At 69.8% G+C, this 21,496-nt stretch carries 16 protein-coding genes; 4 read left to right on the top strand and 12 right to left on the bottom strand.

The features are described from left to right. Positions 1-57 precede the first annotated feature (57 nt). Together ACFPMG_RS22500 and ACFPMG_RS22495 are read right to left on the bottom strand one after the other, a co-directional pair. Complete coding sequence (locus tag ACFPMG_RS22500; protein WP_376997429.1) at positions 58-1,338, bottom strand: alpha-hydroxy acid oxidase; 1,281 nt, start codon at positions 1,336-1,338, stop codon at positions 58-60. A gap of 20 nt (positions 1,339-1,358) precedes the next feature. Then, a complete protein-coding gene (locus tag ACFPMG_RS22495) occupies positions 1,359-3,098 on the bottom strand; it encodes a thiamine pyrophosphate-requiring protein (protein WP_376997428.1) in 1,740 nt (579 codons plus the stop codon). Between the two features lie 301 nt (positions 3,099-3,399). Here ACFPMG_RS22495 and ACFPMG_RS22490 point away from each other — a divergent pair, with 301 nt between their 5' ends. The 4 genes from ACFPMG_RS22490 to ACFPMG_RS35440 all read left to right on the top strand — a co-directional run bounded on the left by ACFPMG_RS22490 (position 3,400) and on the right by ACFPMG_RS35440 (position 7,355). Next, entirely contained in the window at positions 3,400-4,107 is a 708-nt protein-coding gene (locus tag ACFPMG_RS22490; RefSeq protein WP_376997484.1) for a UbiX family flavin prenyltransferase, read from the top strand. A gap of 52 nt (positions 4,108-4,159) precedes the next feature. Then, a complete protein-coding gene (locus ACFPMG_RS22485) occupies positions 4,160-5,092 on the top strand; it encodes a LysR family transcriptional regulator (RefSeq protein WP_376997426.1) in 933 nt (310 codons plus the stop codon). A gap of 122 nt (positions 5,093-5,214) precedes the next feature. After that, positions 5,215-6,678 (top strand): aldehyde dehydrogenase family protein, encoded by a 1,464-nt coding sequence (locus ACFPMG_RS22480; protein ID WP_376997425.1) that lies wholly within the window; start codon positions 5,215-5,217, stop codon positions 6,676-6,678. Beyond that, the gene (locus ACFPMG_RS35440; RefSeq protein WP_465252033.1) at positions 6,675-7,355 is read left to right on the top strand and encodes a recombinase family protein; all 681 of its coding nucleotides are present in this window, start codon (positions 6,675-6,677) and stop codon (positions 7,353-7,355) included. Before ACFPMG_RS22480 ends, ACFPMG_RS35440 begins: the two co-directional genes overlap by 4 nt. A gap of 235 nt (positions 7,356-7,590) precedes the next feature. Here ACFPMG_RS35440 and ACFPMG_RS22470 read toward each other — a convergent pair whose 3' ends face one another. The 10 genes from ACFPMG_RS22470 to ACFPMG_RS22425 form a co-directional block, all read right to left on the bottom strand. Further along, positions 7,591-7,926: a DMT family protein gene (locus tag ACFPMG_RS22470; RefSeq protein WP_376997424.1), complete on the bottom strand. Its 336-nt coding sequence runs from the start codon at positions 7,924-7,926 to the stop codon at positions 7,591-7,593. Positions 7,927-7,956: 30 nt separating this feature from the next. After that, on the bottom strand, positions 7,957-8,847 hold the full coding sequence (locus ACFPMG_RS22465; RefSeq protein ID WP_376997423.1) for a hypothetical protein: 891 nt from the start codon (positions 8,845-8,847) through the stop codon (positions 7,957-7,959). Between the two features lie 155 nt (positions 8,848-9,002). After that, entirely contained in the window at positions 9,003-10,655 is a 1,653-nt protein-coding gene (locus tag ACFPMG_RS22460) for a hypothetical protein (protein ID WP_376997421.1), read from the bottom strand. Positions 10,656-10,675: 20 nt separating this feature from the next. Beyond that, positions 10,676-12,331 (bottom strand): hypothetical protein, encoded by a 1,656-nt coding sequence (locus ACFPMG_RS22455; RefSeq protein WP_376997420.1) that lies wholly within the window; start codon positions 12,329-12,331, stop codon positions 10,676-10,678. Positions 12,332-12,564: 233 nt separating this feature from the next. Continuing rightward, positions 12,565-14,790 carry a TonB-dependent receptor plug domain-containing protein gene (locus tag ACFPMG_RS22450; protein WP_376997419.1) on the bottom strand — a complete coding sequence of 742 codons (2,226 nt, stop codon included), beginning with the start codon at positions 14,788-14,790 and terminating at the stop codon, positions 12,565-12,567. A 588-nt stretch (positions 14,791-15,378) separates the two neighbouring features. Continuing rightward, on the bottom strand, positions 15,379-16,017 hold the full coding sequence (locus ACFPMG_RS22445) for a TetR/AcrR family transcriptional regulator (RefSeq protein WP_376997483.1): 639 nt from the start codon (positions 16,015-16,017) through the stop codon (positions 15,379-15,381). A gap of 29 nt (positions 16,018-16,046) precedes the next feature. Then, positions 16,047-17,480, bottom strand: coding sequence for an MmgE/PrpD family protein (locus tag ACFPMG_RS22440; protein ID WP_376997418.1), 1,434 nt, complete (start codon positions 17,478-17,480; stop codon positions 16,047-16,049). Next, positions 17,477-18,991: an AMP-binding protein gene (locus ACFPMG_RS22435; protein WP_376997417.1), complete on the bottom strand. Its 1,515-nt coding sequence runs from the start codon at positions 18,989-18,991 to the stop codon at positions 17,477-17,479. The genes ACFPMG_RS22440 and ACFPMG_RS22435 overlap by 4 nt, the downstream gene beginning before the upstream one ends. Positions 18,992-19,042: 51 nt before the next feature. Further along, entirely contained in the window at positions 19,043-20,215 is a 1,173-nt protein-coding gene (locus ACFPMG_RS22430) for an acyl-CoA dehydrogenase family protein (RefSeq protein ID WP_237906608.1), read from the bottom strand. Between the two features lie 33 nt (positions 20,216-20,248). Then, positions 20,249-21,496 (bottom strand): dihydrolipoamide acetyltransferase family protein, encoded by a 1,248-nt coding sequence (locus ACFPMG_RS22425; RefSeq protein WP_376997416.1) that lies wholly within the window; start codon positions 21,494-21,496, stop codon positions 20,249-20,251.

Genomic DNA, 21,496 nt, shown 5'->3' with positions numbered 1-21,496 from the left:
CCGGAGTGTGATGACGCCAGGCCCGTTGCCGAGGCTCTTGTTCGGGGCGCCGGTTGGTTATGGGTGATGATGGGGAGCGGCCGGCCCCCCGGCGGCGCCCGGAGCGGCGCCCAAGGTGACGCCCATCGCGGCGGCGCCGCTCTGGGCGAGCGCCACCCGCAGTTCCTCGGTGAAGAGGCGCACGACGTGGTCGACGCCGTCCTCGCCGGCCGCGGCGTAGGCCATCAGGAAGGCGCGTCCCGCGAAGGCGGAGACGGCGCCCCGGCCGAGGACGCGCAGCAGGTCCAGGCCCGAGGAGATGGAGCCGTCGACGAGGACCGTGGCCCGTCCACCGACCCGCTCCACGATCGCGGGCAGCGCGCTGGCGGTGGCCGGGGCGGCGTCGAACTGGCGTCCGCCATGGTTCGACACCAGGATTCCGTCGGCGCCCAGCGCGACCGCCGTCTCGGCGTCGTCGGGATGCAGGATGCCCTTGACGATCAGCGGGCCGCTCCAGGCCTCGCGGAATCGGGCCACCGAGTCCCAGGTCAGCGGGCCGGTCATCTTCTGGAAGACGAAGCTCGCCAGATCGGCGGTGCTCGCGTCCGGCCCCAGATAGGCTTCGAAGTTGCGGAAGCGCGGCTGGCCCTTCCGCAGCATCGCCAGCGCCCAGCCGGGCGCCCACGCCACGTCCCACGCGGTGCGCAGGGTGGGGCGGAAGGGCACGACCAGGCCGTTGCGGACGTCGCGCACCCGCTTGGAGCGCACCGGCACGTCCATGGTCAGGACCAGCGCGTGGGCGCCCGCGGCCTGGGCCCGCCGGATCAGGTCCAGCGACACCGCGTGGTCGTTCTCCGGCACGTTGTAGAGCTGGTACCAGAAGACGTCCGGGGCGATCGCCGCGATGCGTTCGATGGAGGTGTTGGCGACCGTGGACATCACGTAGGGAATGCGCGCCCGCTGCGCCGCCCGGGCGATGGACTCGTCGGCGTCCGGCCACAGCAGGCCGGCCAGCCCCATCGGGGCCACCCCGACCGGCAGCGCGTAGCCGCGACCGAACAGGGTCGTTTCCGTCGTCACCGAGCGAACGTCCAACCCATAGCGCGGCACGATCTCGATGGCGTCCAGCGCCCGGCGGTTGCGCACCAGCCCGAGGTCGTCGTTCACCCCGCCGGCCACGAAGTCATAGGCGAAGCGCGGCGTCCGCCGCCGGGCCTGCGCTGCGAGGTCGGCGACCGTCGGGAAGCGGCGGCGCAGGCGCGCAGCCTCCGTGGACAGGCCGCCGGTCCCCCAGCCGCCCGCCGGCTTCGCGGCGCCTGCCGGGGTTGCGGGGCTTGCCGGGGCGGCGACCCCGGCCATGGCTTGGTCCCGGGCCGACATCAGTAGTCACACAGCACGTTGACCAGCGCCTGCCGGCGCTCGCCGGTCACCACCGCGACCGCGCGGCGCAGCGTCTCGCGCAGGTCCTCCGGCCGTTCGACGCGGAAGCCGGCGCCGCCGCTCGCCTCCACCAGCTTCTCGTAGGCGGGCGCCGGGCTGAGGTCGGCCAGCATGCGGCCGCCGTCGCGCGCGGCGACGCCGGTCTTGTACATCGCCATGGTGGCGTTGCGCACGGCCCCGTAGAGCTGGTTGTTGAAGATGATGGTCAGGACCGGCAGACCGTGCGCCTCCGCGACCCAGTGGGAGGCGGTGGGGTTGGCGAACATGTAGGCGCCGTCGCCGAGCGTCGCGACGACCAGCCGGTCCGGGTTCGCGAGCTTGGCGCCCAGTGCCGCCCCCAGGCCCCAGCCGAGGCCGCCGGCGGCGCTCAGTCCGAAATAGCTGCCGCTCGCGGTCTGCGGGCAATGCTCCAGCCGCAGGGGGTATTCGTTGACGATCAGCGCGCCGGGGCCGACCGCCTCGGCGATGCAGGCGCTCAGCCATTCCGGACCGATGGCGGAGCCCGCCGGCATGGCGTCCGGCGCCAGGCGCTTGGCGGCCAGGGCGCGCGACTGGGTGCGCAGGACGGCGCCGCGGGCGGCGATGCGCCCCTCGTCGAGGCCGTCATGGCCGGTCAGGCGCAGTTCGACCGCTTCGAGGACCGTCGCGGTGTCGCCGATAAGGCTGAGATCCGTGGGGAAGCTGCGCATCGGGTAGCGGGTGAAGGACGGGTCTTCGCCGATCTGCACGACGCGGCAGCCGTCGGGCGGCGCTTCGAGGTTCGGGATCCAGGGAACGTCGGCCTCCAGCGCGATGACGAGGTCGGCCCTGGCGAGCAGCTCGCCCGGCTGGAAGCCGAGGTTCATCGGGTGGTCGGCCGCGATGTTCAGGAAGCGCGGATGGAAGGACACCACCGGGATCGCGAAGCGCTCCGCCACGCGGGCCAGCGCGTCGAAGCCCGCCTTGGTGCGCCCGGCGCCCTGGGTGATGATCAGCGGGCGTTCGGCCGCGGCGATCCAGTCGGCGAGCCGGCGGATGTCGTCGGGCTGCGGGTGCGGCACCGCCGGCGCCGGCCGGCGGCCGCTGTCGGGGCGGGAGACGCGGATGGGGTCGGCCAGCACGTCGCGCGGCAGGGTCGCGTAGACGGGGCCACGCGGCGAGGTCATCGCCACCTGATAGGCCCGCGCGACCAGATCGGCGGCCTGCTCCGGCAGGTGCAGCTCGTAATCCCACTTCACCGCTTCACGCAGCATGCCGCCCTGGTCGAACATCTCCTGCGCCCAGTGGATGTAGCGGGTGCGCGTGCCGTGCCGGCCGGTCTCGCTGTAGGGGGAGCGGCCGGCGAACAGCAGAACCGGGGTCTCGTCGCGGCTGGCGTTGAGCACCGCGTTGACCGTGTTGGCCGTGCCGACATTCACATGCACCATCACCGCCTGCGGCCGGCCGGTCGTCATGTAGACGCCGTGGGCCATCGAAACGGCGACGTTCTCGTGCGGGATCACCATGGGGCGAGGAACGTCCGTGCCGCGCTCCGCCGCGCGGGCAAAGGCCTCGGCGATCGGCGGGAAATCGGTTCCGCCATTCGCGAAAAAGTAGTCGACCCCGCAGGCGGACAGTTGACGCAGGAATAGGTCCGAAGCGGACTCGTCATGCTGCTCCTGTGCTTCGGTCGTCTGCTTCTGTTCGATCAACGTTGTCACTCCCTCGACTGCCGCGGTTCATCGACCGGCCCGGCTTAGTTCGTCCATGAAACGCTTTGTGGCGCCAATTAATCAAATAACTTCGAGTCATTGGAGCGATCATGAAAAATGATGGAGGAGCATCGGCATGCGAAAGCCGGCCGTTTGAGAGCTCCGTCCATCGACTGGTCGGTATGAGGGGTGCGTCCGCCATCAGGGATCGTGATTGCGGGTATTAGCAATCACTATTAGTGATCGTCGTGCGGCGCTTCCATACTGGGTTTCGGTTTGGTCCGCGTCGCGAGGGAAGTGACTGATGAACATGGTTCCGAACGCCTCCGCCTGGAGGGACGCCGGGGACGGGGAGAGCGGGCGGCGGGCCGCCGCGCCGCCGCGTCTGATTGTCGGCATTTCCGGCGCGTCCGGCGTGATCTACGGGATACGCATGCTGCAGACCCTGCGGTTGCTGGATGTGGAGACCCATCTCGTGATGTCGCGGTCGGCGGAGATCACCGCGGCGATGGAGACGGGCTGGAAGATCGCCGACATCCGGGCGCTGGCCTCCGTCGCCCATCCGATCGACGACATCGCGGCGTCGATCTCGTCCGGGTCCTTCCGCACCATGGGCATGGTGGTGGCTCCCTGCTCCATGCGCAGCATGTCGGAAATCGCCTGCGGCACCACGACGAGCCTGCTGAGCCGGGCCGCCGATGTCGTGCTGAAGGAGCGGCGGCGGCTGGTCCTGATGGTGCGCGAAACGCCGCTGCATCTGGGGCATCTGCGCACCATGACCGCGCTGTCCGAAATGGGGGCGATCCTGGCCCCGCCGGTCCCGGCCTTCTACGCCAAGCCGGCGGATCTGGACGAGATGATCGACCACACGGTCGGCCGGGTGCTGGACCTCTTCGACCTGGACAGCGGGAAGGTTCGCCGCTGGGGCGAAACGGCCCGGCGCTCCGGCCGGTCAGCCGTCCATCGGTCGCCGGAGCGGGCCGCCGGGCCAACCGGCGATTCCATGGTAGAAACCTGACGGAATCACGGTGCGGTGCCAACCCGGCGCCCTTCGACCCTGCGAGATCGTCATGGACCTGCGGCAACTCCAGTATTTCGTCTGCCTGTTCGAGGAGGGAAACGTGACGCGGGCCGCCCGGCGATTGAACGTGGTGCAGCCGGCGCTCAGCATGCAGATCGCCAAGCTGGAGGCGGAGCTGAACGAGAAGCTGTTCGAGCGCAGCTCGCAGGGCATGATCCCGACCGCCGCGGGGCGCACCATGTACCGCCTGTTCCTGCCGATCCTGCGGGACATCGCCGCGGCGAAGCAGGAGATCAGCAACCTGTCGGGCCGGATTTCCGGCCAGGTGTCCATCGGGCTGATCGCGTCCGTCACCCAGTCGGCGCTCTCGCAGACGGTCGAGCGGTTCTCGAGCCAGTACCCCAGCGTCGAACTGAACGTCACCGAAGGTTACACCGCCAACTTCGTGGAGCAGGTGACCACGGGGCAGTTGGACATCGCGCTGATCAACCGCTCCCGCAAGAAGCTGGCGCTCACCACCGAGGACATCCTGAACGAGGAGATGGTCCTGGTCAGCGGCACCGCCCACGGACCGGCGATCGTCGAGCCGGTGCGGCTGGCCGACCTGTCCCGCTACCGCCTCGTGATCCCGTCCAAGCGCCACGGCCTGCGCGCGGTGCTCGAGCAGGAGTTGGAGGTCCAGGGGATCGATCTGAAGCCGAAGCTGGAGATCGACTCGCTGATTTCCATCGCCGAACTGGTCGCGCGCACGGATTGGGTGACCGTTCTGCCCAGCATCGGCGTCCATCGCGGCTTGTCCGACGGCACTCTGCGGGCGCACCGGATCGTCGACCCGGCCATCGCGCGCACGCTTGCTTGGATACACAACCCGCGGCGCCCGCTCAGCCTCGCCGCCGTCCGCTTCATGGACATCATGAACGAGCGGCTTCTCGAGGCGGCGCGATCGACCTCATCGGTGACGGCGGACCATCACGCGAAGTGATCCCCTTGATTAGAACAGACTATTTGCCTGCCTGAGCAGCCCCGGGATTAGCTGCGGCCACGCCCGCCCGCCCATCCACTGCGCCGCGCGACGGCCGTCCAACGACAATGGAGGAAACAGACATGACCTTTCCCGACAGCCATCGATCGACCGGCCAATGGATCGGCGGCGCGTGGATTCCCGGCCAGCGGCAGGCGGCCAGCCTCAACCCCATGGACGGCAGCGCCATCGGAACCTTTGCCGACGGCGGACGGGACGAGGCGGACGCCGCCATCGCCGCGGCCAGCACTGCCTTCGAGCGGACGGAGTGGGCGCAGAGTCCGCGCCTGCGCCAGACCGTCCTGCTGGACTGGGCGCGCAAACTGGAGGCGCAGGCCGAGGATCTCGCCCGCCTGCTGACCTTGGAGAACGGCAAGGTCCTGGTCCAGTCGCGCGGCGAGATCGCCGGCGCCATTTCGGAGATCCGCTACTACGGCGGCCTCGCCCGGCACATCCCCGGCCATGTGCTGGAGGTCGAGCCCGGGGTGTTCTCCACCATGCTGCGCGAGCCCGCGGGCGTGGCCGCGCTGATCATTCCCTGGAACGCGCCCGCCGTCCTGCTCGCCCGCGCCATCGGGCCGGCGCTCGCCTGCGGCTGCACCGCCGTGGTCAAGCCGGCGGCGCAGACCACGCTGCTGACCACCGCCTTCCTGCGCGCCCTGTCCGAGGTGCCGGGGCTGCCGCCCGGGGTGTGCAACATGGTCAGTGAAACCGGGCACGCCGCGTCCGCCCGGCTGGTCGAGTCCCCCCTGGTGGACGTGCTGAGCTTCACCGGATCGACCGCGACCGGCAAGCGGATCATGGCCACTGCCGCCGAGACCATGAAGAAGCTGTCGCTGGAGCTGGGCGGCAAGAGCTGCTGCGTGGTCTTCCCCGACGCCGACATCGCAGCCACCGCGTCGCGCATCGCCGCCGCCGCCACCATCATCTCCGGTCAGCAATGCACCGCCGCCCGCCGGGTGCTGGTCCACGGCTCCGTCTACGACGCGATGAAGGAGCAGCTTCGCGCGGCGCTGGCTGCCATCGCCGTCGGCGACGGCATGAATCCGGCCATGGGCATGGGGCCGCTGATCGACACGGCGGCGCGCGCCCAGGTCCAGGGTCAGGTGGAGCGCGCCTTTGACCTGTGCGACGAGGTGGTCCTGCGCGGCGGCGTGCCGGACAGCCTGCCGGCGGCCGGCGCCTTCCTCACCCCGTCGCTGGTCGCGCATGGCGACACCGCCGCCTTCTTCTGCCAGGAGGAGATTTTCGGCCCCTTCCTGGTGCTGGAGCGTTTCGAGGATGAGGCCGAAGCGGTGGCGAAGGCGAACCACACGGTGTTCGGGCTGTCGGCCAGCGTCTGGACGACGGACGGCGCGCGCGCCCTGCGCATCGCACGCGCTCTGCGCAACGGCACCGTCTGGATCAACGACCACAACCGTCTCTTCGCCGAGGCCGAGACCGGCGGCTACCGCCAGAGCGGCCTGGGCCGGCTGCATGGCTATGATGCCTTCGCCGACTTCACCGAACTCAAGCACATCTGCCAGAACGCCGGCCGGGTGGCGTGACGCCGGCGCCGGCACCGTCAACTTGTCGACGACCGGGCAGAGCGAAGGCACGGCGGATGGTAGCGGCCTTGGCTTTTGCGCACGAGGGTGACATCGTGGTGGTGTGGAAGCTGGATCGTCTCGGCCGCTCGCTGCCACACCTGATCGAGGCGGTAAACGCCCTGGAGGCCCGTGGCGTCGGCTTCCGCTCCCTGACGGAGGCGGTCGACACGAGCACGCTTGGTGGCCGGCTCATCTTCCACATCTTCGGCGCCCTTAGGCAATTCGAGCGCGCCCTCATCCGCGAACGGACCCGCGCCGGCCTTGACGCCGCTGTGGCTCGTGGCCGCCGGGGCGGGCGGAGGCCGGTGGTCATCGAAGAGTTGGCGTCCGGGACCTCGGCGAACACCGCGGTGCCGGCGCCCTGTTCGCGCAGCCAATCGAGATGGCGCAGGAAATCCTGCAGGTGGCGCGGGCAGGTGGCGCGGGGTCGGCCGCTTCGGTTCGGTCGTCATGCCGTCCCAGGCGGTGCGCGTCTGGCCGGGCGGCAGAAGCAGCAATCCGTTCAGGCGGTCACGCACGTCGGCGCCCGACGCGCCGGCAACCTGCCGATGGTACCCACGGTTGATGGTCAGCCACCCCACGACCGAGGATGTCACCGGCCTTCGCTGTATACGCCGGCAATCACCCCGACATAGGCCCCTTGGGCAATGCGAAGGTCCAGAGCAGCAGCAATCTCTTCGAGAGGGCGCATTGAATGAAGCCGCCGTGGTTGGGGGGGAAGATCGGAAACAACCTGCAACCCCAGCGTGCTGGAATACCATAGGGTATGCTCCACCGAAACCGTGCGCGAAGACAACGGGAGTGCTGGGGTTCGATTCTTACCGAGACTTTCTGTTCCCCTGCAACTCGACCCCCTGGCCAACGGCCTTGTCAAAAGCGGTCGGAGAACATGAATCCGACGGCGGCGATCAGGCAGACGAAGGCGGCGAGGTGGTTCCATTTCAGCGCCTCTCCCAGATAGAGGGCGGCGAAGCCGGCGAAGGTCACCAGCGTCACCACCTCCTGGATTACCTTCAACTGTCCGGCGCTGAAGCCCGAGACGTAGCCGATCCGGTTGGCCGGCACGGCGAAGCAATATTCGACGAAGGCGATGGCCCAACTGATGAGGACCACCTTCCACAGCGGCGCGCCGGGATGCTTGAGATGCCCGTACCACGCGGCGGTCATGAACAGGTTGGAACAGCACAGCAGCAGAATGGTCGTCATCGCGATTTCCGGGAAAGCGGACAGGGTGGATCAGGCGCGGCCGTAGACCGGGATCACGGCGGGCATCGCCTCGCGCCATTTGGTGTAGACCTTGCCGATGTCGCCCAGCGGCTTGGCGAGCAGGGCGAGGTTGACGGCGAAGCTCGACGCGGTGGCGACGTCGCCGCTGCTGGGAATCAAGCCGAGGTCGAAAGCCAGCGAGACGCCGACGAACAGCCCGAAGCTGACCCACAGCACCGCCCCCATGCCCCGGTCGGCCAGCCAACGCAGCACCTCCAGATGCATGACCGAGCGGAAAAGCCGTTCCTGCGACCGCTCGAACCGCTCCTTGTGCAGACGCTTGGTGCGGGCGGCGAGCACGCGGTGGGTGGTCAGGACCAAGCGGCTCAGGCGCTGGATGGCCGGGCCGACCAGCCAGACGATCAGCAACGCCGGCAGGATGGACAGCAGCAGTGCCGGCAGCCATTCCGGGCCGATGGACAATTGCCAGAGGATGATCGCGCCGACTTCGGCGGTCAGCCGCCAGGCGTCCTTGTAGATGACCTCGAAGCCCTTCTTCGCCAACTCGCTGCCGTATAGAATCTGGGTGACGTCGCGGGCCTGGCTCTCGCCCCGGCGGCGGTCGAGGTAGGTGCGCTGAAGCACGATGATCAGCCGTTGCTCTACCGCCTTGGAGGCGATCCGCTCGGTGAATTCGGCAATCCCCCCGGCCAGCGCGACCAGCAGGAACGGCACACCGACGGCGGCGATCACCGTGACGACGGTCGCCCCGGCCATCTGCACGGCGCCGATGCCCTCCTTGGCGATCCAGGAGAAGCTGGGGGCAACCGCCGCCTTGAAGGTCAGAGCCAGCAGCAGAGCGCCGATCAGCCCGCGGATGCCGAGCAGGGTGCCGAGCATCTCGGTCAACAGACGGGGCATGGCGGACGAGGAGTCCCTGGAAGGGGGCTGGTCGGGAGGCTGGGAGAGAGGGGTGACGGGTGGCGGCGCGCCCGCGTCGGAACAGGCGGAAGGGGGCATGGGAACCCGATGGGCTGGAAGCGACTCCGCCGGACGGGCCGGCGGAGTCCTTGCGGTCAGGCGGCCGAGCGCCGGTGGATGGCCTGACGGTCGGTGGCGATCACCCATCCGGCGGCCGGAACGGCGCTCTTCACGCCGAACGGCCAGTCCGGCACGTCGCGCCAGCCCTCCGCACCTGGCGCGGCGAGCCACGCGCGGTCGCCGCGCCAAGCCAGAAGCCCGCCCTCGCCAGCCGAGGCGTGCAGTTCGCCCGGCCCGGCCACCGCCTCGACCAGGGCCGGTGTGCCGCCGTCGAGGCGGAACAGACCAGCCTTGCCGGCCAGCCAGATCCGCCCGTCCGCCGTCGCCATCGGCTCGGTGCCGGGCGGCAGATCGGCCAGCCGCTCGACCGTGCCGTCGAGCGGATCGACGCGGTGCAGCGTCCGGTCGCTGGCAACGATCAGCCGAGCCTCCCCATCGACCGCCAGACCGTCGATCAGTTGCCGCCCAAGGGCGGGCACCGCCCGCAGATCCTTCGGCCCGCCGGAACCGGACAGGAACAGCCCCGCCTTGGTGGCGAGCGCCAGCCGCCCGCCCGCGAAGGCGATGCCGGTCAACTCGGCGAAGCCGTGCGGACGACCCGTCACCTTGACATGCTTCCAGCTCGCGCCGTTGTCGGGGCTTTGGAACAGGCCGCGCTGCGCAGCCAGCCACCACACCCCGTCCGGCGCACGGGCGGTCCCCACCGCGTCGAGGACGCTCCAGTCGGCATGAACCGGCCGCCAGACACCCGAGCCGGTCTCGTCCGACAGGAAAGTTCCAAAGCTGGCGGTCGCCAGCAGCCGGCCACCGTCGAGCGCGAACAGCTTCTTGACCTTCGCGGCGGACGCGTCCGCCGCCGCTCCGTCGAACAGGTCACGGGAGAGGCCGGTGGACAGGTCGACCAGAAGCGCGCCTTGGCACCCCGCCACCAGGGCGCGGTCACCCAGCAGCAGCAGAATCTCCGCCTCGGCGAAGGCGGGATGCTTCATCTCCATGCGGCAACGGCCGCCATGCAGCAGTTCCAGCTTGCTGCCGCCGATCAGGGCGACCGTGCCCGCGCCGACGGCGGCGGCGGTCACGGGTTCCTTGCGCGGGACGACCGCCTCGCCCAGCCGATGCGGACCGCCCCATTGGGTGACGATCAGGTCGCCGGCCACGGCGCGGGCGAGGTCGGCGTAGGAGCCTTCGTAGACGTGGCGCCAGCGGTCTCCGCCGTCCACCGACACGGCCAGCGCCGGTTCGCGGCCCGGTCCCTGCTTCTTGACGAAGGCCAGGATGCGGCCCGGTTCGCCGGCGAGACCGATCACCTCATAGGGGCGACCGGAGCGCACGCCCGTCCAATCATCGCCGTCCAGCCGCCAGATGCCGGTCTTGCCTCCGGCGAAGACGACCCCGTCCTGGACCAGCAGCGATTTGGCTTCGGGCGCCGGCAGATCGGGGAGCCGGCGCAGGATGGTGCCGGTCTCGTCGCAGACCAGCAGCGGGGCGCCGCGTTCACCGGTCGCCAGCAGCACGCCGTCCGGGGCGGCGGCCAGCGCCCGCACCGGCCGTCCGGCGAAACCGGGAACCGGCTCCAGCCGGTCGTCGCGCCAGCGGAACAGGCCGCCCAGTGTCGCCAGCCACAGCGCGTCGCGGTGGAGGATGGCGCCCTTGACCTCGGGGCGCCGGTAGGGAGTGAAATCGTCCATCACAGGGGATTCCTTGAGGCTCACAGCGCGATGCGGAAAAGGCGGGCACGGTCGGTCGCCAGGGCGACGCCGCGCGCGCTGTCGATGGCGACATGGCGGACGCCGGCCGGCCAACCGGCCACGGCGGTCCAGTCCCGTCCCTCCCGGTGGCGCATCCACGCCCCTTGCCCATCCCAGACGAACAGCCGGTCGCCGGCCTCGGTCAGATGAATTTCACCCTTGGCGTCCGGCGGGGTCGCGTCGGTCAGGGCGCGGCCACGGAGTTCGGTCAGACGGTCGCCGCAGGCGAGCCACGCGACCCCGTTCCCGGCCAGCATCGCCGATTCGCCGATGGGCATCTCGGCCAGGGACTGGGGAGCCGTCGCCCAATCCCAGCGCCACAGCGTCCCGGCCGCCGTGCCGACGACCAGCGTGCCGTCGGAGCGATCGCAGGCCAGCGCCTCGACCGCCCCGGTTCCGAAGGCCTCGACGCGGACGAAGCGTTCGGGATCCTCGGACGGGCGGTTGACGAACAGCCCCTGCTTGGTGCCGATCGCCACCCGGTCGCCGGCCACCGCCAGGGCGCGCAGCTCCGCGTAATGCGGACCGTCCACCTTGATCTTGTGGTAGTCGATGCGGGCGCCCCGGTCGTCGGTGCGGAACAGCCCCCGCTGGCAGGCGATCCACCAGCGTCCGGCGGCGCCGCGCGCGGCGTGCTCGGCGTCGAGCACCCACCATTCGGAATCGGCGCGCTCCCACGACACGCCGTCGTCGAAGGACCGGAAGGTCCCGAAGGTGGTCGTCCCCAGCAGCGCGCCGTCCAGCAGGAACAGGCGCTTCAGCTTGCCGGGCCGGCGGTCGAGGCCGTGGGCGGGCAGCAGGTCGGTCAGGGTGCCGCTGGCCGGCTCGAACCGCCAGGCCCCCTGGGCGCCGGCGACCACCGCGCCGCCGGGCACGAGATGGAGATGCTCCGCCTCGGCGATGGCCGGGTGATAGGCGGCGAGCTTGGCGGCGCCGGGCCGCGCGATCTCCAGCTTGTCGCCATCGACCACGGCGGTGGTGCCGTCTGCCGCGATCAGCCCGGCGGTGATCGGGTGCTTCTTGTAGCCGGCGCGCTTGCCGATCGGCCGCGCCCCGCGCCAGCGGGTGATGATCGACCCGCCGGCCGCGGCGAGCACGAGATCCTGATAGTCGGGCTGTGGCAGCACCGTCCAGCTGTCGCCGTCGTCCGCGCTTTCGATCAGGGTGGGACGGTCGTCGGGAGCCAGCTTCTTGACCGAACCGACCAGGGTCCGGTCGCCCCGGTGCCACAGCCGCAGAAGCTCGGCCTTGCCCTCGGCGCCAAAGACATGGTTCCAACCCTGCCCATCGTGGCGGAAGACGCCGCGCTTGGTGCCGATCCACAGCGTGCCGCCGCAGGCCGCCAGCGTCTTGACCTTCTCGCCCGGTGGCGGGGCGATCCGCTCGCCCGGAACGCCGTCGGCGTCGCAGCGGGTGATGGCGGCGCCGTCCGGCCCATAGGTCGCGGCGACCAGCCGGTCGCCGTTAGCCGCCAGTGCCTGCACCTCGATGCCCTGCCAGCCGGGGATCGGCTCGGCGGTGGCGGCAGTGCCGGATTCCGGGTTCCAGCGCAGGAGTCCGGCGGCGGTGCCGATCCACAGCCAGCCGCCCAGCTCCAGGGTGGATTTGACTTCCACCCGTGCAAACATATCCAGTGATGTCATTGATTGTGCAAAGACGGGCTGGCACCGCGGCATCCGAGTGACGGATTGCCAGGTGTCTCCAACGGTCACGGCCGCGGTGCGCGCCGGTCCATCCTCATCATCTTGCCCAGGGTCGTCAGATCACGTCCCCACCATGAAAAAAGCATGAATTGCGACTGACTGTCAATCGCAATTCATGCTTTGGCATGCGAATTCCGCCGGGCCGCTCAGAAGCGCATGCGACCGCCGACAAGCAGCGTGCGGCCACTGCTGATGACCGCGTCGCGCGACAGCACGCCGTTGACCATCTCATACTCGTCGCGCGCCTTGTCGGTCAGATTCTCAGCACTGGCGAACAGGCTGAACCCCCCGGCGATCCGCTGTTCGGCGTAGAGATCGACAAAGGCCTCAGGCCGGCGGGTCTTGCGGCGGATCTGTCCTGCCCCTTCGTTGCTGATGACCAGCCGTTCGGAACTGGCGTTGACGGTTGCCGACAGGATGGTGCCGGTGTCGGGATCGTTCCAGGTCAGGCCGATGTTCGCGGTGATGTCCGGTGTTTCGGCGAAGGGCCGCTTGCCGGTGTTGGGGTCGTTCACCTCGGTTTTCAGGAAGGTCTGGTTGGCGAAGAAGGTCAGCGGCCGCAGCGCCTCGATGCCGAGCATGGCCAAATTGAAGCGCTGCTCCAGCTCCAGCCCGCGGGCGTAGCCGTCGCCGACGTTGCGGATCACCAGCGTGGTGCTGTTCACTTCGTCGGGCTCGATGACGTCCTGCACCCGGCGATGGAACAGGTTGGCCGCCAGGAAGAAGCCGTTGCCGTGGTATTCGGCCCCGGCATCGACGCTCCAGGACCGGGTCGGTGCGACGTCGGGGTTGCCGTAGATGGTGCGCGGCCCGCGTACGGTGATGCCCGGCGCCATGTCCTCGAATTTCGGCCGGTTGATCTGCCGCGACAACGCCCCCCGCAGCACGATCGCGTCGTTCAGCCGGTAGCGGATGGGCAGCGACGGGAACAGGTCGGTGGCGTCGGTGTCGGAGCGGCCGTTGTAACCGGTCAGCCGGTCGGTCACCCGCTCCACCCGCAGGCCGGGCGTGAGGGTCAGGGCGCCCAGCGTCACCTCGTCCTGGACGAAGGCGGCGTAGTAACGCTCCTCGATCTCATAGTCGGACTGCCGCGAGGTCAGACGGTTGGCCGCGGTCTGCGAACGCATCCCCGCGGCGTTCAGCGTGTAGCTCTCGCCGTCGCTGGTGCGCTTGGCCGCGCGGACCACGAGGCCGGCCTTGAGCACCTGCGGTACTCCCAGGCTCAGCGGCACCGTCAGCGTGCTGCCGCCCTGGACGGTCCGTTCGTCATAATCGGACTCACTTTCGGTGGCCGAGCCGAAGGCGAGCACCGGGGTCAGCGTCACCTCGCGGTTGCGGGTGTCGTAAGCGGCCGTGGACAGGTTGACGAAGTTCCGCAACGACACCCCGCCGGCGAAGCGGTGGGTATGGTCAAGCGTGGCGCCGACGTTGGTCGCCTCCTCGCGCCCGGTGGTCAGAACGCGGTCCTGGAACTGGCCGGTGACGCGGCGGTACTGATCGCGCCATTTATCGATGTCGGAGGTTTCGCGCAGCAGGATCGGCTTGAAGTGGATTTCGCCCCCCTCGTAGAAACCGGCAAGGTCGAGCGCGGCATCAAGGTTGGCGACGTCCTTGGGTTCCTCCTCGTTGCGGCGGAACCCCTGACCGCCGGGGCCGCCGGAATAGGTGAACTCGCTGTTGTTCTTGGTCTTGGTGAGCCGGCGTTCCTCGTAGGAAACGGACCCGAACAGGCCGAAGCGGTCGATCCGCCGCCCATAGGCGCCACCCCCCGCCTTCGCGGTTCCATTCAACCCGCCCAGCCCGCCGTAACCGACGCGCAGTTCACCGGTGGGTTCGTCGGGAATGGCGCGCGTGGTGACGGCGATCCGCCCGGCGATGCCCTCGGCATCGTGCTCGGCCGACGGGTTGCGCAGCAGCGTGACCTCCCCGGCCAGGAAGGACGACATGTTCATCAGCTCGAAACTGCGGCTGGGCGCCGGCATCTGGATGCCATCGACGCTGACGCGCGTGTAGTCGGTCGGCAAGCCGCGCAGGGAGAAGCTCTTCTTTTCGCCCGGCGGTCCGGACACCACGACGCCCGGCATGCGTCCGACGATGTCGCTGACGCGGTCGTTGGGCAGCGTGTCGAACTCCTCCCGCGTCACGGTCACGCTGGGCGCCACCGATTCCAGGCGGATGGCCTCGCCGGTCATTGCGGAACCGGTGACGGTGATCGAGGGCAGACGGGTGGGGGATTCCTGGGCCTGAACGGGAACAATGCCGATGAAAAGGCTGAAGGCCGTGGGAGCGATGGCTTTCGGCCAGTGACGAATCGTCGTGAAGCGGCGCCGGGCGTGGACCCGGTGCGCCCACAGCCCGCTTGCGTGCGGCATGGGAACACCTGTTTCAAAAAGAGGGTCGACACCTGGCGCTCTCTGATTAGCGCCAATGCGAATCATTCGCAATATGTTGCGTGCACGATGCGCCTTGAATCCGGGCTGCTGTGTCAGGTCTCGTCCGGAGTTCTGCCCCCGAGCGCGGCAGCCGTCCAACGTTGCAGACCGCGCCAGGCGGTGCGCCAGTTCATCAGATCCTCCGGCAGGTCGCGCCGGGGCGCCCGGTCTTGGGCTTTTGGGGCGGCTGCAAGGGCAACAGCCCACGCCACATCGCGTCGGTCAACATGGTTCTGATCGGCAACCGCACCCAGGCCGCCATTTGGGCGATGAACAACGGCATCGCGGTGCCCGCTTCGATCGCTCCCGCGGTCGGAGGCGACGGTTCGGGTTCGAGGCGCAAAGCGGGCGGGTATCCGGGCTGGCCCACGGTCTCCTGCACCAAAGGTCAAACGGGATCCCGCCCGCACCGGCTGCCCTCATGAGGGCGGCCGGTGCGCCTGATCGCAGCACATTCAGGCGTCTTGGCAAGATACAAGGTCACTGACGATGACGGGGCGGCCTCCGGGCCGCTCGTTCGGAGAACGCTCAACGGTTTCCGGACGTCATTCTCCCTGACAGCCCGTTGGTCAAAAGCTGAAGATAGACCGTAACCGCCTCCTCCGGCAAATTGACGACGCCGTTCTCGTCGGTGTAGCGCAAGGCGAGATAGCCCCGGGTTGCAATCAGCATGTAGACCAGCGGCTCCAGCGCCTCGTCGCTGAGGTCGGCGATCTCCCCGTTCTTGCGCGCGTTGCGCAAGAAGCGCATGTAGCCGCCGGTGATGTTGTGGAAATGCTGGCGGTGGGCCTTCGGCGCGAAGATCTCCGCCTCGTTCAGGATGCGCAGGAAATAGGGCATGCGCTTGAGGAAGGAGAAGAAGGCGCGGAAGGACAGCTCCTCCTTCTCCAGAAAGGTCCTGGCGCCGCTGGCCTGCTGGCGGATGTGGGCCAGCATCTTGGCGCCCAGCACCGGAAGCAGCTCGTCGAAGATTTCCTGCCGCGAGGCGAAGTAGTTGTAAAAGGTGCCCTGCGCCAGGTTCGCCCGCTGGGTGATGCGGGTGATCGAGGCATCGATGTAGCCGTATTCCCCCACCACCTCGGCGGCGGCCTGGAACAGGGCGTCGCGGACCTCTTCCGACCGCTGCACCCGCGTCTTCTTTCCCGCCGTCCGCCCCATCGCCACCATCGCCTGCAATCTCCCTCTCCGTCCCGGATTTAGCCGTTCCCCACGCCTTTGACGAGAGAAACCGACGCCTGATGCGGGTGATCGGGCAACCGCCCGAACGCCTCCAGCACGTCGTCCATCGCCGCGCCGGGCAGGGCGCGGGCGAAACGCTCGATCCGGTCGTAGGCGTCGGCGGGCACCCCGGTTTCGTCCCCGATGCGGCGGACCAGCGCGCTCACCGCCTCCCAGGGCAGGGAGAAGTCGTCGGTCGTCATGTCCTGGCGGCGCGTCAGCGCCGTGCCGTCCTCCAGCATCACCTCGATGGCGCAGCACAGCCGCCGCACGCCCTCGTCGGGGACGAGGGCGACCCGTTCGACCAGGGCGTTGACCGCGCCGTCGTCGTAGCGGGTCATCGTCTCCATGGTCGGCACGCCGCGCAGCAGGGTCAGCGCGATGCAGAAGGGGATGCTCATCAGCGTGCCGGAGATGCTGGCGAAGGGGCCCTTCGAATCCATGCCGGCATAGCCGGTCTCGAACGGGTTCATGCGCACCGTCACCGACCGGATGGCCCGCCCCGCCACCTCCTCGCGCAGGGCGAGCGCCGCGGTGACCGGGCTCTGGTTGAAGGCGCAGACCGGGTAGGGCTTGAAGGTGACGCGGTGGATCGACCAGTCGCGCCCCAGCCGCGCCGCCAACTCCACGGGATCGCAGCCGGTGCGGGCGAAGGCGCGGACGAAGCCGGTCCGTCCCTCGAAGGCGCGGGGGGCGGAGACCGAGCCCGCCGCCGCGAGCCGCGCCGCCGTCAACCCGTTCACCGCGGCGACGCCGACCTGATAGCGCCACTCGTCGGTGCCGTCGTCGAAGGATTGCAGGATGCCGCCGGTGAAGGAGGCGGCGTTGGCGAGGGCCGCCGCGATGCGCTCCTCCGGCAGGCCGAGCAGGCACGCCGTGCCGGCGGCGGCGGCCACTGTGCCGTAGAGCGGCGAGGCGCGCAGGCCGGCGGGCGTGGTCAGCGGCGAGAAGGCGTTCTCCAGCAGCCCGCCCGCCTCGTAGCCGGCGACCAGGGCCGGCAGCAGCCGTTCCACCGGGCCATGCCCGGCCTCGACCAGCGCGGTCAGCAGCGGGATCAGCACCGCGCCGATGTGGGCGGCGCCGCAGGTGTCCTCCTGCGCCCGGCCGTGGAACAGGGCGGAGCCGGCGAGCGCGGCGCCGGGGACGCTGGTCCGCCGGCTCCTACCAGATGTGTTGTCGCCCAGCATGGTGGCGCCGTCGGATCGTTCGCCGTGCAGGGCCAGCGCCGCCGCCCGCGCCACCGGGGCGTAGGGGGTGTCATGGCCGCCGAGTGCGATTCCGTAACCGTTCAGCAGGCAGACCCGCGCCTTTTCCACCACGTCGGGCGGCAGGCTGTCCAGGGTCAGGCCGGCGACGAAGCGGGCGATGGCCGTCGCCAGGGTGTCGGGAGCGGTCAGGTCGGGAGCGGTCAAGGGGTGTCCTCCGAATGGGCGGGGGCCAGTTCGTCGCGCAGCACGCGCTTCAGCACCTTACCGGACGGGTTGCGCGGCAGCGCCTCGCGCAGCAGCAGGCGCTTGGGGATCTTGAAGCCGGCAAGGTGCCGGCGGCAGTGCTGCTCCAGCGTCTCGGCGTCGAGGCTCTCGCCCTCCTTCAGCACCACGACCGCCGCCGGGACCTCGCCCCAGCGCTCGTCGGGGACGGCGATGACGGCGACCTCGACGACCTGGGGAAGCAGGAAGACGACGCGTTCGATCTCCGAGGAGGCGATGTTCTCGCCGCCGCTGATGATCATGTCCTTCTTGCGGTCGGTCAGGAACAGGAAGCCGTCGGCGTCGAGATAGCCGACGTCGCCGGTGCGGAACCAGTCGCCGTAGAAGCTGCGCGCCGTCTTTTCTGGGTCCTTCCAGTAACCCTTGGTGACCTTCGGCCCGCGCAGGCAGATCTCGCCGATCTCCCCGGCGGGCAGGGAGGTGCCGGCATCGTCGCGGATGTCGATCTCCACATGGGCGAGCGCCCGGCCCGTCGAGCCGATCTTCTCGATCTCGCGCCCGGCCTCCATCAGCGTGTCGCCCGAACAGCTCTCCGTCAGGCCGTAGCCGTCGATGTAGCGGGCGTTGGCGAACAGGCCGGTGAAGTCGCGGATGCGCTGCTCCGGCGTGCGCTCGCCGCCGCCGATCGCCCATTTCAGGCTGGAGACGTCGTAGCGCCCGCGCTCCGGATGGGACAGGATGCGCCCGACCATCACCGGGGCGAACCAGGCGCCGGTCAGTTGCTCGCGCTCGATGGCGGCCAGCGCGGTGTCCGGGTCGAAGTCGCGCAGCAGGCAGATCGTTCCGCCCAACCACAGCACCGCGAGGCCCGGCAGGTCGAAGGCGCCGACATGGTACAGCGGCCCGACCGCCAGCAGCCGATCCTGCGCCGTCAGCCCCAGCGCCGTCACATGGTCCATGCATTTCCAATAGAAGTTCTCGTAGGAATGCATGACCCCCTTGGGGTGGTCGGTGGTGCCCGACGTGTACATCAGCCGGAACAGGTCCTGCGTCCCGCGCACCCGCATCGGCGGCACCGGCCCTTCCGTGCCGGCCAGCGCCCGCCCGTCCGCCTGCGCCGCCGGGTCGACCAGGACGGCGCGCGGGTCGTCCTTCACCGCCGCGGCCAGCTCGGTGTCGGCGAAGACCAGCACCGCCCCCGCGTTGCCGGTGATGAAGGCGACCTCGGGAGCGGCCAGCCGGTAGTTGATCGGCAGGAACACCGCGCCGAGGTGGCTTGCGGCGAAGGCGATCTCCAGGAAGGCGGCGCTGTTCTTCATCACCACCGCCACCACGTCTCCCTCGCGCACGCCGCGCCGGTGGAGGAAGGCGGCCATGCGCCCGATGCGGTCGAGGAAGTCGGCGTAGCTGATGCGCTGGTCGCCGTAGACCAGCGCCAGCCGGTCCGGCGTGCGCAGCGCGTGGAACCGGATGAAGGCGCTCAGATTGACCACGGGTGTCCCCTCCCTCGGGATGTGCGTCCGGCGTTGCCCGCCGGTTCCGCTTCAGTAGGATTTCGGCATGCCGAGATCGTGCATGGCGATGAAGTTCAACACCATCTCTTCCGACACCGGGGCGAAGCGGAACAGCCTTGCGTCGCGCCACAGCCGCTCGACATGGTATTCCTTGGCGTAGCCCATGCCGCCCATCGCCTGCATCGACCGCTCGATGGCGTGGGACGCCGCCTGCGCCGCGATCAGCTTGGCGATGTTGGCCTCGCTGCCGTAGGGCAGGCCGGTGTCGCACAGGGACGCCGCCTTCAAATTCATCAGCCGGGCGCATTGCAGCTCGGCGTGGGCCTGGGCGAGCGGGAACTGGACGCCCTGGTAGGCGGCCACCGGCTTGTCGCCGAAGACCTTGCGGTCCTTGGCGTAGTCCACCGCCAGCCGGATGGCGAGGCTGCCGGCGCCGACCAGTCCGGCGGTGGTGACGATGCGCTCGGTGTTCAGCACGTCGAGAAGCTGGTGCCAGCCGCCGTCGAGCGTGCCGATCAGCTCGTCCGGCTCGATCCGCACGTCGTCGAAATAGACGGTGCTGGAGGCCAGCGTGTTGGTGCCGACCTTCTCGATCGGCTGGTGGCTGAGCCCCTCGCGGTCGACGTCGATCAGGAACAGGCTGATGCCGGCGGTGCGTCGGCCCGCCTCCTCCAGCCGGGTGGTGCGGGCGACCACCAGCATCTTCTGCGCGTCGGGCACGCCGGTGATCCAGATCTTCTGGCCCTTCAGCCGCCAGCCCTGGCCGTCGGCGTGGGCGAAGGTGCGGATCTCCAGGCTGTTGGAGCCGGCGTTCGGCTCGGTCAGCGCCATGCAGAAGTTCAGCTTGCCCTGGATCAGGGCGGGCAGCATGGCGTCCTTCTGCGCCTTGGTGCCGAACTTCGCCAGCGCCACGCCGCCGAAGATCGGGTTGATCATGAAGAGCTGGGCCAGCGTCGAGCCGCCGCCGGCCGCCGACAGCGCCTCCACCACCAGCGCCATGTCGAGCATGCCGAGGCCGGAGCCGCCATACTCCTCCGGCAGGGAAACGCCGCCGAGGCCGGATTCGCAGATGCCGGCCCAGGCTTCGGTCGGGAAGCTCTTCTTCGCGTCCTGCTCGCGCCAATAGTCGGGACCGAACTCGGCGCCGACGCGCGACGCCGTCTCGATCATCAGGCGCTGTTCTTCGGAAAGCTGGAAGTCCATGGGGAATCGTTCCTTGGGTCAGGCGGCTTTGGTTCAGGGTGCGCGAAGCAGGCGCAACGGCCGCTCCAGCCCGGCGATGATGCGGTTGAGGAAGGCCAGGGCGGTCACGCCGTCGAACAGCCGGTGATCCGCCGACAGGACGAGGCCGAGTTCGCGCTTCAGCACCGGCGCGCCCGCGTCGTCGGGACGGAAGACGGAGTGGACGCTGCCGACGCCGAGGATGCTCGACTGGCCGGGGTTGATGATCGAGGTCATGTAGGTGACGTTGTGCATGCCGGCGTTCGACACGGTGACGGCGCCGCCCTGGAAATCCTCCTCCGTCAGGCGGCCGTCGCGGGCGCGGCGGGTCAGCGACGCGGCCTCCGCCGCCAGCCGGTCGAGCGGCAGGGTCGCCGCCCCGCGCAGCACCGGGGCGACCAGCCCGCGCGGCGTGTCCACCGCCATGCCGATGTCGCCGCGGCCCAGGGCGAGGATCGCGCCGCCCGGAGGCTCGTCGTCCCACACCCGGTCCATCTCCGGCATGGCGGCGAGCGCCCGACCGACGGCGGCGAGCACCAGATGGGTCATCGAAATCCGCGGCAGCCCGGATTCGGTGTCGGCGTTCAGCCGGTCGCGCAGGGCGGCCAGCTCCGTCACCTCGGCCTCCGCGGCGAGGTAGAAGTGCGGGACGTCGCGCTTGGCGGAGGTCAGGCGGCGGGCGACGGTCGCTTGCAGGGTGGTGGGCTTCGACCGCTCCCCGGCGGGTGTCTCGATCTTCGGCGCCTGGGGCTCGGGTTGGAGTGCCGGTTGAGGCGCGGGCCGTGTTTGCGCCGCGGCGTCAACGTCGGCCACCTTGATGCGCCCTCGCGGCCCGCTTCCGGTCACCGTCGCGAGATCGACGCCGAGCCCCTCGGCGCGCCGGCGTGCGAGCGGCGTCGACAGGATGCGCTCCCCGTTGCTGCGGACCGGGGCGGGCAGGGGGCGGGCGTTGGCGGCGACGGGTGTCGGGGCGGCCTTCGCAGCGGGCGTCTCCGCCGGTTCCGGAGCGGGGGCGGTCCCCGCGCCATCGGCGGACCAGCGGGCAATCGGGGTGCCGACGGCCACCGTCTCGCCCGCCGGGATGGTCGTCTCGATCAGCACGCCGTCGCTGTCGGCCTCGACCTCCGAGGCGATCTTGTCGGTTTCGACGACGAGCAGCACGTCGCCGCTGCGGAAGGGCTGGCCGGGAGACACCCGCCATTCGGCGAGCACCCCCTCGGTCATCGTCAGCCCCAGCTTGGGCATCACCAGTTCGCGGACCAT

The organism is Azospirillum himalayense (assembly GCF_042657465.1).
GTDB classification, from domain to species: domain Bacteria; phylum Pseudomonadota; class Alphaproteobacteria; order Azospirillales; family Azospirillaceae; genus Azospirillum; species Azospirillum himalayense.
Note: the sequence above shows the minus strand (reverse complement) of the source record. Positions and strands in the feature narration are given on the sequence as shown.